14 protein-coding genes are annotated in these 13519 nt (G+C 73.9%); 11 read left to right on the top strand and 3 right to left on the bottom strand.

The genetic code is table 11. The annotated features are described in order from the left end of the window. The first annotated feature begins 105 nt into the window (after window positions 1–105). A complete protein-coding gene (locus tag ACGFX4_RS26765) occupies window positions 106–960 on the top strand; it encodes an aldo/keto reductase (protein WP_393079258.1) in 855 nt (284 codons plus the stop codon). A 92-nt stretch (window positions 961–1052) separates the two neighbouring features. Here ACGFX4_RS26765 and ACGFX4_RS26760 read toward each other — a convergent pair whose 3' ends face one another. Continuing rightward, window positions 1053–1853, bottom strand: coding sequence for a MarR family winged helix-turn-helix transcriptional regulator (locus tag ACGFX4_RS26760; protein WP_393079255.1), 801 nt, complete (start codon window positions 1851–1853; stop codon window positions 1053–1055). Between the two features lie 505 nt (window positions 1854–2358). Between ACGFX4_RS26760 and fabG the strand changes: the two genes are divergently transcribed. The 5 genes from fabG to ACGFX4_RS26735 all read left to right on the top strand — a co-directional run bounded on the left by fabG (window position 2359) and on the right by ACGFX4_RS26735 (window position 6016). After that, the gene (fabG, locus tag ACGFX4_RS26755) at window positions 2359–3126 is read left to right on the top strand and encodes a 3-oxoacyl-ACP reductase FabG (protein WP_393079252.1); all 768 of its coding nucleotides are present in this window, start codon (window positions 2359–2361) and stop codon (window positions 3124–3126) included. A gap of 195 nt (window positions 3127–3321) precedes the next feature. Further along, window positions 3322–3513: a hypothetical protein gene (locus ACGFX4_RS26750; protein WP_393079249.1), complete on the top strand. Its 192-nt coding sequence runs from the start codon at window positions 3322–3324 to the stop codon at window positions 3511–3513. Between the two features lie 284 nt (window positions 3514–3797). Continuing rightward, window positions 3798–4856, top strand: coding sequence for a phosphatase PAP2 family protein (locus tag ACGFX4_RS26745; protein ID WP_393079246.1), 1059 nt, complete (start codon window positions 3798–3800; stop codon window positions 4854–4856). A 91-nt stretch (window positions 4857–4947) separates the two neighbouring features. After that, a complete protein-coding gene (locus ACGFX4_RS26740) occupies window positions 4948–5223 on the top strand; it encodes a DUF6343 family protein (RefSeq protein ID WP_393079243.1) in 276 nt (91 codons plus the stop codon). 1 nt (window position 5224) lies between these two features. After that, complete coding sequence (locus ACGFX4_RS26735) at window positions 5225–6016, top strand: alpha/beta fold hydrolase (protein ID WP_393079240.1); 792 nt, start codon at window positions 5225–5227, stop codon at window positions 6014–6016. 22 nt (window positions 6017–6038) lie between these two features. On the opposite strand, the gene ACGFX4_RS26730 is transcribed toward ACGFX4_RS26735, so the two are convergent. After that, on the bottom strand, window positions 6039–7550 hold the full coding sequence (locus tag ACGFX4_RS26730) for an aldehyde dehydrogenase (NADP(+)) (protein WP_393079237.1): 1512 nt from the start codon (window positions 7548–7550) through the stop codon (window positions 6039–6041). A gap of 173 nt (window positions 7551–7723) precedes the next feature. Between ACGFX4_RS26730 and ACGFX4_RS26725 the strand changes: the two genes are divergently transcribed. The 4 genes from ACGFX4_RS26725 to ACGFX4_RS26710 all read left to right on the top strand — a co-directional run bounded on the left by ACGFX4_RS26725 (window position 7724) and on the right by ACGFX4_RS26710 (window position 12061). After that, complete coding sequence (locus tag ACGFX4_RS26725) at window positions 7724–8509, top strand: IclR family transcriptional regulator (protein ID WP_393079234.1); 786 nt, start codon at window positions 7724–7726, stop codon at window positions 8507–8509. A gap of 219 nt (window positions 8510–8728) precedes the next feature. After that, window positions 8729–10030, top strand: coding sequence for a polysaccharide lyase family 1 protein (locus ACGFX4_RS26720; protein WP_393079231.1), 1302 nt, complete (start codon window positions 8729–8731; stop codon window positions 10028–10030). Between the two features lie 90 nt (window positions 10031–10120). Further along, window positions 10121–11245 (top strand): pectinesterase family protein, encoded by a 1125-nt coding sequence (locus ACGFX4_RS26715; RefSeq protein WP_393079228.1) that lies wholly within the window; start codon window positions 10121–10123, stop codon window positions 11243–11245. A 9-nt stretch (window positions 11246–11254) separates the two neighbouring features. Further along, window positions 11255–12061: a rhamnogalacturonan acetylesterase gene (locus tag ACGFX4_RS26710; protein ID WP_393079225.1), complete on the top strand. Its 807-nt coding sequence runs from the start codon at window positions 11255–11257 to the stop codon at window positions 12059–12061. Between the two features lie 66 nt (window positions 12062–12127). Here the strand turns inward: ACGFX4_RS26710 and ACGFX4_RS26705 are convergent, their stop codons facing one another. Beyond that, window positions 12128–12886: an SDR family NAD(P)-dependent oxidoreductase gene (locus tag ACGFX4_RS26705; protein ID WP_393079222.1), complete on the bottom strand. Its 759-nt coding sequence runs from the start codon at window positions 12884–12886 to the stop codon at window positions 12128–12130. Between the two features lie 132 nt (window positions 12887–13018). Here ACGFX4_RS26705 and ACGFX4_RS26700 point away from each other — a divergent pair, with 132 nt between their 5' ends. After that, window positions 13019–13516, top strand: a complete 498-nt coding sequence (locus ACGFX4_RS26700; protein WP_393079219.1) for a hypothetical protein — start codon at window positions 13019–13021, stop codon at window positions 13514–13516. Window positions 13517–13519: the final 3 nt, after the last annotated feature.

The following is a 13519-nucleotide window of genomic DNA, read 5'->3' as shown; positions in this document are numbered from 1 at the left end:
AGCACTCACTCGTCCCGGTGAACCGGCGCAACCCCGGGAATAGCGGAGCGTTCAGTCCGGTTCCGATGACGGAACCATCGGACGACCTGAAGGGCACCCCTTCTCGTGACCAGCATTCCCCACGTGACCCTCAACAACGGCGCGGAGATCCCGCAGCTCGGCTTCGGCGTCTGGCAGGTGCCGGACGCGGAGGCCGCCCCGGCCGTGCGCACCGCGATCGAGGCGGGTTACCGCTCCATCGACACCGCCGCGATCTACGAGAACGAGGCGGGCACCGGCAAGGCGATCGCCGAGGCCGGCGTCGCCCGCGACGAGCTGTTCATCACCACCAAGCTGTGGAACTCCGGCACCCGCGACTGGTCCGGCGTCCAGGGCCGCGACGCGGTGCGCAAGGCCTTCGACACCTCGCTCGACCTGCTGGGCCTGGAGTACCTCGACCTGTACCTGATCCACTGGCCGCGCCCGATGCACGGCAGCTTCCTCAACATCTGGCAGGCGTTCGAGGAGCTGCTGGCCGACGGCCGGGTCAAGTCGGTCGGCGTGTCCAACTTCGGCACCGTGCAGCTGGAGGCTCTGCTCAAGGAGAGCTCCGTCGTCCCGGTGCTCAACCAGGTCGAGCTGCACCCGCACTTCCCGCAGCACGAGCTGCGCGCCTTCCACGCCGAGCACGGCATCGCCACCGAGGCGTGGTCGCCGCTCGGCCAGGGCAAGGGCCTGCTCACCGAGCCGGCCCTGGTGAAGGTCGCGGCGAAGCACGGCCGCACGGTGGCCCAGGTGGTCCTGCGCTGGCACCTGCAGAGCGGTGTCGTCGCCATCCCGAAGTCGGTGACCCCGTCCCGCATCCGGGAGAACCTCGACGTCGCCGGCTTCGAGCTGGACGCGGAGGACATGGCCGCGATCGCCGCCGTCGAGACCGGCGAGCGCCTCGGCCCGGACCCGCAGGGCTTCGACTGGAACTGAGCCCCCGTCGACAGACCTGGGCCCGAACGCCTGAACGCCAGGCCCGCCACCTTTGTGGGGTGGCGGGGCCTGGCGTTCAGGGTGGCGAATCGTTACAGCCGGGCTGCCTTGCCGAGCAACGCCATCGCCGGCTCGTGCTCGTGCGGCTCCAGCGGAGCGAGCAGCGCCTCCTGGACCTCGCGCACACCGGCGGCGGAGCGGTGCAGCAGCTCCTGACCGGCCGGGGAGAGCGAGAGCAGGTTGCGCCGGCCGTCCGACGGGTCGCGTCGGCGCAGCACCAGGCCGCGCCGGACCAGCCGGCTGACCATCTCGGCCATCGTCGCCTTGTCGAGCGATGCCAGTTCGCCGACCGTCCGCTGGTCGGCTCCCGGCTCGGACTCGAGGGCGTCGAGCACCGCGTACTGCGGCGCGGTCAGCTCGGAGCCGACCTTCTCGGACCAGAGCTTGGTGTGCACCTGCTGGGCCACCCGGATCAGGTAGCCGATCGCACGCTGGGCGTCCAGCGTCGGGCGCGCGTCGTTCATGACGGCGACCGCGGCCGGTTCCAGCCTGGCTATCTTCGACATCACCCGGACGATTTCCAGCTGCTCGTCGGGGCTGAGCGGTTCGAAGAGGGTCCGCTGCACGCGGACCACGCCGCCGGTGGCCTCGCGGACGGCCTGTGCGCCGTTCTGCGAGAGCGCCAGCAGCTTGCGCCGGCCGTCGGCCGGGTCGCGGCGACGCAGCACCAGGCCGCGACGCACCAGGCGGGCGACCATTTCGGCCATCGTCGCCTTGTCGAGCGAAGCCCGCTCGCCGACCGTGCGTTGGTCGGCTCCGGGCTCCAGGGCCAGTACCAGCAGCACGGCGAACTGCGGAGCCGTGAGCTCGGTACCGACGTATTCGGACCACAAGCGGGTGTGCACCTGCTGGGCCACGCGGATGAGGTGACCGGGCGACTGCTGCAGTCGGCCGGGCACGCGGGTTGTCGGGATCTCCCCCAGCACCATGAAATCCGTCCCGGTGTCACGCCCGGTGTGTGTGGGACACCCGAGCGGGGCAGTAACGGCGAGTGAGCATCCCGCTGTGAGGGAGGACGCGTCAGCCGTGCAGCCGGTGGCTGCTGGCGCACACTATACAAACGGTCGGCCTGTGCTGGCAGGCAGGGGCCAATAGTAGACGCATGTTCGGCGAAGTTGGCATATTTCCGCCGCATGTCGGGGCCATGCCGGGGGGAGATTCACCCGCCCGGCCCCGCCCTCTCCTCACCCTCCGTCACCTGCGGCGCTGTCCTCTGGCCCGGAAGACTACCCGCCGGTAGGGTTGCCGCCGCAACGCGCTGTGCACCCCTCGTCGGGCCGAACCGCGGACAGCTCGCCGGCTCGCCCCGTCACCCCCGGAAGAGAGACGAGTACGAGCATGACCGAGCAGACCAGCATCTCCCGAGTCGCCGTCGTCACCGGCGCGGCCCGCGGCATCGGCGCCGCCACCGCGCTGCGGCTGGCCGCCGACGGGTTCGCGGTGGCCGTGGTCGACCTGACCGAGGAGGCCGGCCGGGAGACCGTGGCCGCGATCACCGCCGCAGGCGGCCGGGCCCTCGCGGTCGCCGCCGACGTCTCCGACGCCGAGCAGGTGCAGACCGCCGTCGACCGGATCGCGGACGAGCTGGGCGCGCCCGTCGTCCTGGTCAACAACGCGGGCGTGCTCCGCGACAACCTGCTGTTCAAGATGTCCGAGTCGGACTGGGACACCGTGATGAACGTGCACCTGCGGGGCGCGTTCCTGATGACCCGCGCGGTGCAGAAGTACATGGTGGACGCCGGCTACGGCCGGATCGTGAGCCTGTCCTCCTCCTCCGCGCAGGGCAACCGCGGCCAGCTCAACTACTCCACCGCCAAGGCCGGCCTGCAGGGCTTCACCAAGACCCTGGCCATCGAGCTCGGCAAGTTCGGCGTCACCGCCAACGCGGTCGCCCCCGGCTTCATCGCCACCGACATGACCGCGGCCACCGCGGCCCGGGTCGGCATGGAGTTCGAGGCGTTCAAGCAGGCCGCCGCGACCGCCATCCCGGTCCAGCGGGTCGGCACGCCGGAGGACATCGCGCACACCATCTCCTTCCTGGTGAGCGAGGGCGCCGGCTTCGTCTCCGGCCAGGTCGTCTACGTCGCGGGCGGCCCGCTCGACTGACCGGCGGTTCCGTCCGGCGCGGCGCGGGCCGCCGACCGGCGGTTCGCATCGCGCCGACCGGCGGTTCGCATCGCGCGGATCGGCCCCCGAAGGTCCACACTCGGAGTTGCAGAGGCCTGCCGCCCCCACCGGGCGGCCGGCACCGGACCGGCAGGGCCCGCGTCCCGGCCGGCGCTCCCCACCACGGAGGCATTGATGACCGAACCGACGGACAGCGACTCCCGACCGACGCCGGACCACCTGCTGCACACTGGCGCCGAGCACCCGGTCGACCCGGAGGACCTGGTGATGGCCTCCGGGCGCACCCCCACCCCCGAGCTCATCGAGAAGGCCCGCAAGGACCTCGAGGAGTACGGCGCCGTGGCCGTCGAGCGTCTGCTCCCCTGACGGCCCGCAGGAGCCGGCCCCGCAGGGGCGGTCAATTCAGTGACGGATCTCACTCCGACGAATTGGCCGCCCCTTTCGCGTGCGCACCACCCTTCGGGCAATTGGAGAAACATTCAGGAAACCGCGCCCCGGACCGCGCCCGGAGCGCCGTTCTGACGACCGCTCCGCTCAGCGGACGGCAATGACCTGGCCGGATGTGAAGAACCGGGCACTCGTGTCACCGCCCGGTGACAGATCCACGGAATCCGCCGGGAGGGTCCGCGGCAGCCGGTAATGTCGAGCGCGTGCCAGCCCAGAACCAATCCGTCGAACGACCGATAACCGAAGCAGACTGCGCAGATACCGGCGCGGAATCGCTCGAATACGGTCGTCCGCCGATCAGCAGACGACACGCCCTGCTCTTCGGCTTCACCGGGCTGGCCTACCTGCTGGTGGTCGTCGCCATCCTCTGCGACAGCCCTCTGGTCGACCTCGACTGGACGCTCCAGCAGCTGCGGCCCTACTACCGCTGGCCCGACCTGCTCCCCTACCTGGACATCTGGGTGGTGGCCGGCCAGCGCGGCCCCACCGCGATCGCCGCCAGCCTCTGGCTCGGCTGGCGCTGCTACCGGCAGCGCTCCGCCCGTCCGCTGCTGGTGATGGGGATGGCGCTGCTGCTGCTGAACTTCACGGTCGGCGGCGTCAAGATCGTCACCGGTCGGCTGGGCCCGCACTACGCGCACTACGTCGGCTCCCCCGAGCTGTTCTCCGGCGGCACCATCTTCCCGTCCGGGCACACCGCCAACGCGGTGGTCACCTGGGGCGTCCTCGCCTACCTCGCCACCCGCTGGCGCCGCACCGGCGCCGTCCTCGCCGGGCTCACCGCCACCTCCATCGGGCTGACCACCGTCTACCTCGGCACCCACTGGATCTCCGACGTCTTCGCCGGATGGGCCGCCGGGCTGCTCGTGCTGCTCTCCCTGCCGCTCACCGAGCCCGCGCTGGCAGCCGCCGACGCCAGGCTCACCGCGATCTGGCGCCGCGGCGGCACCGCGCCGCAGCCCGCGCCGCCGCGACTGCGCCCGGTGCCGGTCCGGCTGCCGGCCGCCCGCCCGGTGGTCCCGGTGGCGGCGGCGGTCCCGGTGGCCGTGGCCCAGGTGGTGGCCGTGGTCCCGGTGGTGGCCGTGGCCCCGCCCGCCCCCGCGCACGCGGCCGTCCCGGCCCGGACGGTCAGGCCGATCCGGCCCGACCGCTACTCGCTGGCCTCCGCCGTCCCGGCCGCCGCCGGCGCCAGCACCCACACCGTCCGCCAGCCGCGCCCTGCCGCCGGTGCCCACGCCCGTACCTCCGGCAGCCCGCGCTGAGGCTCGTCGGGCAGGCCTCTGCGCGCACCGTTCCCGGCGCCCGCGTCCTACGCTGAGAGGGAAGGCAGGGACGCGGGAGGCGAGGACCCGGATGCGACCGGCGCGGACCCCTCGGACCTGGCAGAGCGGCACCGAACCCGCCACCGCCAGGAGCGACCTCAAGCTGCGCTTCCTGCTGTCCGTCCTCTTCACTCCGCTCTTCGCGCTCGCCACCGCGGGCTTCGCCCTGTGGGCCGCCAACCCGCCGTCCTCCGGCGCGCCCGGGCAGCGGACGCTGATCGCCTTCGCGATCGCCTGCGCGGCGCTCACCCTGTTCGCCGCCGTCGACCTGTGGCTGGTGGTCCGCCGCCGCCGCACGGAGCTGTGAGATGACCGTGCCCGTCCGCACCGGGACGGCCCGACTGCCCGGCGGGATCGTGCTGCCGTACGCGGACCGGGGCGCCGGCGACCCGCTGGTGCTGCTGCACGCGGTGGGCGATTCGTGGCGGGCGTTCGAGCCGCTGATGGCGCACCTGCCCGGGTCGCTGCGGGTGCTCGCGCCCAGCCAGCGCGGGCACGGCGGGGCGAGCCTGCCGCCGCACGGGTACCGGCCGGCGGATTTCGCGGCCGACCTGGCGGCGTTCCTGGACGTACTGGGCGTCGAACGGGCGGTCCTGGTGGCGGCGTCCAGTGCCGGGTTCACCGCGCGCCGGTTCGCGGCGGCCCGGCCGGAGCGGGTGCGGGCGCTGGCCTTCCTCGGCTCGCCGGCGGAGTTGGGCGACAAGCCGGGGATCGCCGGGATCCGCGCCTGGGTCGACGGGCTCGCCGACCCGCTCGACCCGGCGGAGCTGCGGGCGATGATCGACTCGCTGGTGTGCCGGCCGCTGCCGCCCGCGTTCGCGGAGCTGATGGTGGCGGAGGGCCTGCGGGCACCGGCCCGGGTGTGGCGGGAGACCTTCCACGGCCTGCTCGCGGAGCCCGGCCCCGCGCCGGTCCGGGTGAGCGCGCCGGTGCTGGTCGCCCGGGGCGAGCGGGACACCCTCCTCCCGCTCTCCGACCAGGAGCGCCTCGCCGCCGCCTTCCCGCACGCGACGCTGCGCAGCTACCCCGCCGCCGGTCACGTCGTCCACTGGGACGCCCCGGACCGGGTCGCCGCCGACCTGCTGGCACTCCTCCCTTAGTTCTCCCGGCTGGTCCTCCCGGCTAGTTCTCCCGGCGCGGGAGGCCGAGCGGGTTGCCGTCGCGGAGCTCCTCGGGGAGCAGCGCCTGCGGTGCGTTCTGGTAGGTGATCGGTCGCAGCCAGCGTTCGATCGCGGTGGCGCCGACCGAGGTGGAGGTGGAGGTGGTGGCCGGGTACGGGCCGCCGTGGTGCATGGCGGGGGCGACGGCGACGCCGGTCGGCCAGCCGTTGACGACCAGGCGGCCGGCGAGTGGTTCGAGGCGGCGGAGCAGGGCGGCGGCCTCGGGGCCGTCCTCGTCTGCGGCGAGCTGGACGGTGGCGGTGAGGTTGCCCGCGAGCCGGCCGAGGACGGTCTCCAGTTCCTCCGCCGTGCGGTAGCGGACCAGGACGGTCACCGGTCCGAAGCACTCCTCCAGCAGGTCCTCCGCGAGCTGCGCCGCGCCGACCGCGAGCACGCCGGCGCGGACGGCGAGCGGCGCGCCGTCGACCGGTTCGGCGTCCGCGGCGAGCAGTTCCTCGACGCCGGGCAGGTCGGCCCGCTGCCGTACGCCGTCCAGGAAGGCGCGGCGCATCCGCGGGTCGAGCAGCGGTCCGGGTGCCGCCTGCGCGGCTGCCGCGACGACGGCCTTCTCCACCGCGCCGCTGTCGGTGGCGGGCACCAGCACCAGACCGGGCTTGACGCAGAACTGGCCCGTCCCGAGGGTGAAGGAGCCGGCGAGTCCGGCGCCGATCTCCTCGGCGCGGGTGGCTGCGGCCCGCTCGGTCACCACCACCGGGTTGAGGCTGCCGAGCTCGCCGTGGAACGGGACGGGCCTGGGCCGCGCGGCGGCGATGTCGGCGAGCGCCCGGCCGCCGCGCACCGATCCGGTGAAGCCGACCGCCGCGGTGAGCGGGTGGCGCACCAGTTCCACGCCGGCGTCCAGTCCGTGCACCAGGGCGACCACGTCGGCGGGCAGTCCGACCTGCTCGGCCGCCTCGCGGAGCAGGCGCGCGCAGAGTTCGCCGGTCGCGGGGTGGTCCGGGTGGCCCTTCACCACCACCGGGCAGCCGGCCGCCAGTGCGCTCGCGGTGTCGCCGCCGGGGACGCTGAAGGCGAGCGGGAAGTTGCTGGCGGAGAAGACGGCGACCACGCCCAGCGGTAGCTTCATCCGCCGCAGGTCCGGCCGGCCGAGCGCGGGGTCGGCGCGGTCGAGCGCGAGGTCGAGGAAGGCGCCGTGCTCGACGACCGCGGCGAACTCCCGCAGCTGGTAGGTGGTCCGGGCGAGTTCCCCGCGCAGCCGGACCGGCCCGAGCGCGGTCTCGGCGTCCGCGGTCGCCACGACCTCCTCGGCCGCCGCTTCCAGGCGGTCGGCGGCCGCCCGGAGCAGGGCCGCGCGCCGGGTGCGGTCGGCGAGCGCGTCGAGGGTGGCGGCCGCGGCGCGGACGGCGCGGTCCACCTCGGCCGGTCCGGCTTCGACGGCGATCTCGGCGCGGGGCTCGCCGGTGCGCGGGTCGTGGCTGACCACGGCGGTGCTCGGGACTGCGTCGGTGCTCACTGCGCGGACCTCCTCAGCGGGGTCGCGGGTCCGGTAGCGTCCGCAGCGGGGACCGGTTCCGGCCCACCGGGGGGCACCGCCCCACAACCGCCCATCTGTTCAGTATGCTGAACGGCATACATCTCGTTGAACTCGCGGGACGATACGCCGCGCGACAGGAAGGGGTCAAGGGCATGTCCTCGCCGACGACCAACGCCGCCCTCGGCGGCGGCGCCCAGGTGAAGTCCGCGGTGCGGACCATCGAGCTGCTGGAGTACTTCGCCGGCAACACCGGCATGCACAGCCTCGCCGAGGTGCAGGAGCAGACCGGCTACCCCAAGTCCAGCCTGTACATGCTGCTGCGCACCCTGACCGAGCTCGGCTGGGTGGAGACCGACGCCACCGGCACCCGGTACGGCATCGGCGTGCGCGCCCTGCTGGTCGGCAGCTCGTACATCGACGGCGACGCCGTGGTGGCCGCCGCCCGCCCGACCCTGGACCTGCTCTCCGAGGACACCGGCGAGACCATCCACCTGGCCCGACTGGACGGCGCCAACGTGGTCTACCTGGCCACCCGGCAGTCCCAGCACAGCCTGCGCCCGTTCACCCGGATCGGCCGCCGGCTGCCCGCGTACGCCACCTCGCACGGCAAGGCGCTGCTCGCCACCCACACCGACGAGCAGATCCGCCGGCTGCTCCCGGAGCAGTTGGAGCCGCTGACCGAGCACACCCACACCGACCGGGAGAAGCTGATCGAGGAGCTGGCGGAGGTCCGCGCCCGCGGCTACGCGGTGGACCGCGAGGAGAACACGCTCGGCGTGCGCTGCTTCGGCGTCGCGATCCCGTACCGCTCGCCGGCCCGCGACGCGGTGTCGGTCTCCGTCCCGGTGGCCCGGCTCTCGCCGGGGCGCGAGGAGACCATCCGGCACGCCCTGTTCGACGCCCGCGACCGGCTCACCCTGGCGACCCGACACTTCTGAGAACTCCACCACCACTGCCCCGGCGCCTCCCTGACGAGGCGTCGGGGTTTTTGGTGCTGCCGCTCGCGGCCGCGTCGGGCGTCTTGACATGTGCGCCCGACGCTCCCTAGGGTCCGGACACGGATGCGACCGAGGTTCATACTCCTGAACCCGCCCGGAGGAGCGTATCGCCCCCACGCACCCACCCCCCACCCCAGCGCTCGACGAGGAGCTCCCGCCATGCGCCTGCCCCGCGCAGCACTGTGCACCGCCGCCCTGTGCACCACCCTGCTCGCCGTCCCCACCGGCGCGCAGGCCGCCGATCTCGGCCACACCACCCTGGCCGCGGGCGACGGCTGGGCCGCCGCGACGACCGGCACCACCGGCGGGTCCAAGGCCGACGCCGCCCACACCGTCACCGTCTCCACCCGGGCGCAGCTGGTCGCCGCCCTCGGCGGCAAGAATTCGAGCAACGGCTCCAACGCCACCCCGAAGATCGTCTACCTGTCCGGCACGATCGACCTCAACACCGACGACGCCGGCAACCACCTCGCCTGCTCCGCCTACACCACCGGCGGCTACAGCCTCTCCGCCTACCTCGCCGCGTACGACCCGAAGGTGTGGGGCACCTCCAAGGTGCCGTCCGGCACCCAGGAGAGCGCCCGGGCCGCCTCGCAGAAGCTGCAGGCCGACAAGGTGCAGATCAACGTCGGCGCCAACACCACCATCGTCGGCGTCAACAACGCCAAGCTGCGCGGCGGCGGGCTGGTGGTCAAGAACGTGGACAACGTGATCGTCCGCAACATCGCCTTCGAGAACGCCGCCGACTGCTTCCCGCAGTGGGACCCGACCGACGGCTCCAGCGGCAACTGGAACTCCATGTACGACGCGATGACCGTCTACAACGCCACCCACGTCTGGGTGGACCACAACACCTTCTCCGACGGCGCCGTCCCGGACTCCTCGCTGCCCAGCTACTTCGGGCGGCTCTACCAGGTCCACGACGGCCTGCTCGACGTGGTCAAGGGCGCGGACCTGGTCACCGCCTCGTGGAACGTCTTCAAGGACCACGACAAGACGAACCTGATCGGCAACAGCGACAGCTCCACGGTGGACTCCGGCCACCTCAGGGTGACCTTCCACCACAACCTGTGGCAGAACACCGTCGAGCGCGCGCCGCGGGTGCGCTTCGGCCAGGTCGACGTCTACAACAACTACTTCGTCCCGACCGCCGGGAACTACGAGTACAGCATCGGCGTCGGCAAGTCCTCGCAGATCGTCGCGCAGAACAACTACTTCGCCCTGCCCTCCGGCGTCGCCGCGGGCAAGGTGCTCTACAACTGGGGCGGCACCGCGCTCACCGCGAGCGGCAACGCGGTGAACGGCACCACCACCGACCTGATCGCCGCCTGGAACGCCGCCAACTCCAGCAAGAAGCTCGGCACCTCGGCCAGCTGGACACCCACCCTGCGCACCGCCGTCGACGCGGCCTCCGCCGTTCCCGCCAAGGTCACCGCCTCGGCCGGCTCCGGCCACCTGTAGGCCGCCCGCCCCCGCACGGGCCCCGACGCGACCCGCCGCGCCGGGGACCGGCCCACCCCTGCCCGGCCCACCCCTGCCAGGAGAGCCGCCATGCCCCCTGCCATCCCCTCCCGCCGCGCCGTCCTGCTCGCCTCGGCCGGTGCGCTGCTCGGCGCCGCCGTCCCCGGCAGCGCGCACGCCGCCCGCGCCCCGTTCGGAAAGTACGGCACGCCCGCCGCCCGCCTCACCTCCCGCACGCTGTACGTCGACGCCGCCGGCCGCGGCGACCACACCACCGTCCAGGCCGCCGTCTCCGCCACCCCGACCGGCGCCACCGCCACCACCGGCTGGACCCTCGTCCTCGCGGCCGGCACCTACCGCGAGACCGTCACCGTGCCGGCCTCCCGCCCGTACCTCACCGTGGTCGGTGCCACCGGCAACGCCCGGGACGTGGTGATCGTGTACGGCAACGCGGCCGGCACCCCGCGGCCGGACGGCACCGTCCTCGGTACCACCGGCAGCGCCACCGCCACCCTCGCCGGGGCCGGTTTCACCGCCCGCGACCTGACCTTCGCCAACGACTGGCTGCGGGCCGACCACCCCGGCTGGACCGGCACCCAGGCGGTCGCCGTCAAGGCGACGGGCGACCGCAGCTCCTTCCTGCGCTGCCGCTTCCTCGGCCACCAGGACACCCTGTACGCCGACTCCCCCTCACTCGCCGTCTTCGCCCGCCAGTACTACGGCAAGTGCTACGTCGAGGGCGACGTCGACTTCGTCTTCGGGCGCGCCACCGCCGTCTTCGACCGGTGCGAACTGCGCACCCTCGCCCGCACCGACCTCGCCTCCACCCCGCAGGGCTTCGTCTTCGCGCCCAGCACCGCCCGCGCGAACCCGCGCGGTTTCCTCGCCCGGCAGTGCACCTTCACCAGCACGGCGCCCGCCGGCGCCTACTGCCTCGCCCGGCCGTGGGTGCCGGGCAGCGACCCCACCGCCTGGCCGATGCTGACGGTCCGCCAGTCGGTGATCGGCGCCGGCATCGACGCGGCCGCCCCGTACGCCAACATGTCCGCGACCTACCCGTGGCAGAGCCAGCGCTTCGCCGAGTACGCCAACACCGGGCCCGGCGCGGTGGTGACCGTCCCCGCCGCGCGGCCGCAGCTGACCGAGGAGCAGGCCGCCGCGCACACCCGGGAGGCCTACCTGCTGGGCGGCGACAACTGGCAGCCCTGGCTCTGAGGAGGCCCGATGACCCCGCTCTCCCGCCGCACCGCCCTGGCCGGCGCGGCCGCCCTGCCGCTGCTCGCCCTCGGCGCCGGCCCCGCGGCCGCCGGCCCGCGCCGCACCACGCTGTACGTCGCGGGCGACTCCACCGCCTCCGCGTACACCGCCGCCGAGGCCCCGCGGGCCGGCTGGGGCCAGGCGCTGCCCGCCTTCGCCACCGGTCACCTGGCCGTCGCCGACCGGGCGCTGTCCGGCGCCAGCTCCAAGAGCTTCGCCGACCTCGGGCTGCTGGACGGCATCCTCGCCGACATCCGGGCCGGAGACCTGCTGCTGGTCTCCTTCGGCCACAACGACGAGAAGACCACCGACCCCGCCCGCGGCACCGACCCGTACACGACGTACCAGGCGTACCTGCGGCGCTACCTGGACGGCGCGCGGGAGCGCGGCGCGCTGCCGGTGCTGGTCACCTCCGTCGAGCGCCGCCGGTTCGACGCCGCCGGGCACGCGTACGCCTCGCACGGCCTGTACCCGCAGGCGATGCGCGACCTCGCGGCGGCGGAGCAGGTGCCGCTGATCGACCTCCAGGCGCTCAGCCTCGCCGCCTGGCAGCGGCTCGGGCCCGAGGGCACCAAGGCGTACTTCCTGTGGCTCGCCGCCGGCGGCAACTACCCCGCGGGGGTCGCCGACAACACCCACTTCCAGGCGCACGGCGCCATCGAGCTCGCCCGCACGGTGGCCCGGGAGCTGCTCCGCCAGTGCCTGCTACGGCCCTCGTGCCTGCGCCGCCTCGACGACCCCGTCCCGGACGGCGCGATCACCTGGCTCCCGTGACGCCCCGCGGGGCGCGGGGTTCCGCCGGTACGGCCCCCGCGCCCCGGCCGGGCGGCCAGGAACGGCCTAGAAGCCGCCGTCCACGGCCACCGTCGCCCCGGTGACGTACCGCGCGCCGGGGCCGACCAGGTGGGCGACCACCGCCGCGATCTCCGCCGGGGCGGCGTAGCGGCCGAGCGCGGTGAGCGAGCGCTGGAAGTCCGCGCCGTCCCCGTCCGCCGGGTTCATCTCGGTGTCGGTCGGCCCGGGGTTGACCAGGTTGACGGTGATCCCCCGGTCGCCGACCTCCCGGGCCAGTGCCCTGGTCAGCCCGGTCAGCGCGCTCTTGCTGGTCGCGTACAGCACGGCGCCGGCGAAGGGCACCCGCTCGTTCATGCAGCTGCCGATGGTGACGATCCGTCCGCCGTCCGCCAGGTGCGGAAGGGCCGCCCGGCAGGCCGTCAGGACGCCGCGGACGTTGACGTCCAGCACCTGGTCCATCAGTTCGTCGGTCACCTCCGCGAGCGGACCGACCGCGCCCACGCCCGCACAGTTCACCAGCACGTCCAGCCGCCCGAACCGCTCGGCCACCGCGCCGACCGCCGCCCGCACCTCGGCCGGGCTCGCGCTGTCGGCCCGCAGGGCGACCGCCCGGCGACCGAGCGCCTCGATCTCCTTGACCACGGCCTGCGCGCGCTCCGCGCTGTCGCGGTAGGTGAACGCGACGTCCGCCCCCTCCTCCGCCAGCCGGAGCGCGATCGCGGCGCCGATGCCCCGGCTGCCGCCGGTGACCAGCGCGACGTCCCCCGCGATCGTCCGCATCTGAGCCTGAACCTGAACCGTCATGTCCGTTCCCTCTCCCTCGGGGATGCTTCGCATGACGTCCATCCTGTTGTTCTACGCTCAACCAAGCTGGCGGCCATCGGACATCGCGTTCACCCTCGACCACCGGGGCGCGGACATGACATCGTGTCGGCCATGCGACCGCGTACTCTCACCCTCGCCGCCGCCCCGCTGCTCGCGCTCCTCACCCTGAGCGCCTGCTCCAGCGGCACCTCCGGCACCCCCGGCACGTCCGGTTCCTCCGCCGCCGCGGCCCCCGCCGCGTCCTCCGACGCCGGGGCCGCCACCGGCAGCGCCTCCGCCGACCCGATCGCCCCGTCCGCGCCCGCCAGCAAGGCCGCGCCGCCCGCCGACGCCGGCCTGCCCGCCAAGCCGGACGCCGCCGGGGCCGCCAGGCTGATCGCCGCCCTCGACACGATCGACAAGGACATCGTCGGCGGCAAGCCCGACAAGGCGATCGACAACGCCCGCAACCAGTGCCAGGCGGTCTACAACTTCCCCAAGGACCACGCCAAGCTGGTCGACCTCACCAACCAGCGCTTCACCAGCGCCGCCCACCCCAACGGGTTCGGCCCGGAGACCGCCGAGAAGATCCTCGCCGCCCTCCAGGCCACCCTCTGCCCGGCCCGCTGAACC

Source organism: Kitasatospora sp. NPDC048365 (genome assembly GCF_043200835.1).
GTDB lineage: Bacteria > Actinomycetota > Actinomycetes > Streptomycetales > Streptomycetaceae > Kitasatospora > Kitasatospora terrestris.
The sequence above is the reverse complement of the archived record's forward strand: the minus strand, read 5'-3'. Positions and strand labels throughout refer to the sequence as shown.

Bases quoted from the DNA above. Each gene is read 5' to 3' on its own strand.
- fabG (WP_393079252.1), top strand. From the start codon at position 2,359: ATGACCGAGCAGACCAGCATCTCCCGAGTCGCCGTCGTCACCGGCGCG.
- ACGFX4_RS26750 (WP_393079249.1), top strand. From the start codon at position 3,322: ATGACCGAACCGACGGACAGCGACTCCCGACCGACGCCGGACCACCTG.
- ACGFX4_RS26740 (WP_393079243.1), top strand. From the start codon at position 4,948: ATGCGACCGGCGCGGACCCCTCGGACCTGGCAGAGCGGCACCGAACCC.
- ACGFX4_RS26735 (WP_393079240.1), top strand. From the start codon at position 5,225: ATGACCGTGCCCGTCCGCACCGGGACGGCCCGACTGCCCGGCGGGATC.
- ACGFX4_RS26725 (WP_393079234.1), top strand. From the start codon at position 7,724: ATGTCCTCGCCGACGACCAACGCCGCCCTCGGCGGCGGCGCCCAGGTG.
- ACGFX4_RS26720 (WP_393079231.1), top strand. From the start codon at position 8,729: ATGCGCCTGCCCCGCGCAGCACTGTGCACCGCCGCCCTGTGCACCACC.
- ACGFX4_RS26715 (WP_393079228.1), top strand. From the start codon at position 10,121: ATGCCCCCTGCCATCCCCTCCCGCCGCGCCGTCCTGCTCGCCTCGGCC.
- ACGFX4_RS26710 (WP_393079225.1), top strand. From the start codon at position 11,255: ATGACCCCGCTCTCCCGCCGCACCGCCCTGGCCGGCGCGGCCGCCCTG.
- ACGFX4_RS26705 (WP_393079222.1), bottom strand. From the start codon at position 12,886: ATGACGGTTCAGGTTCAGGCTCAGATGCGGACGATCGCGGGGGACGTC.
- ACGFX4_RS26700 (WP_393079219.1), top strand. From the start codon at position 13,019: ATGCGACCGCGTACTCTCACCCTCGCCGCCGCCCCGCTGCTCGCGCTC.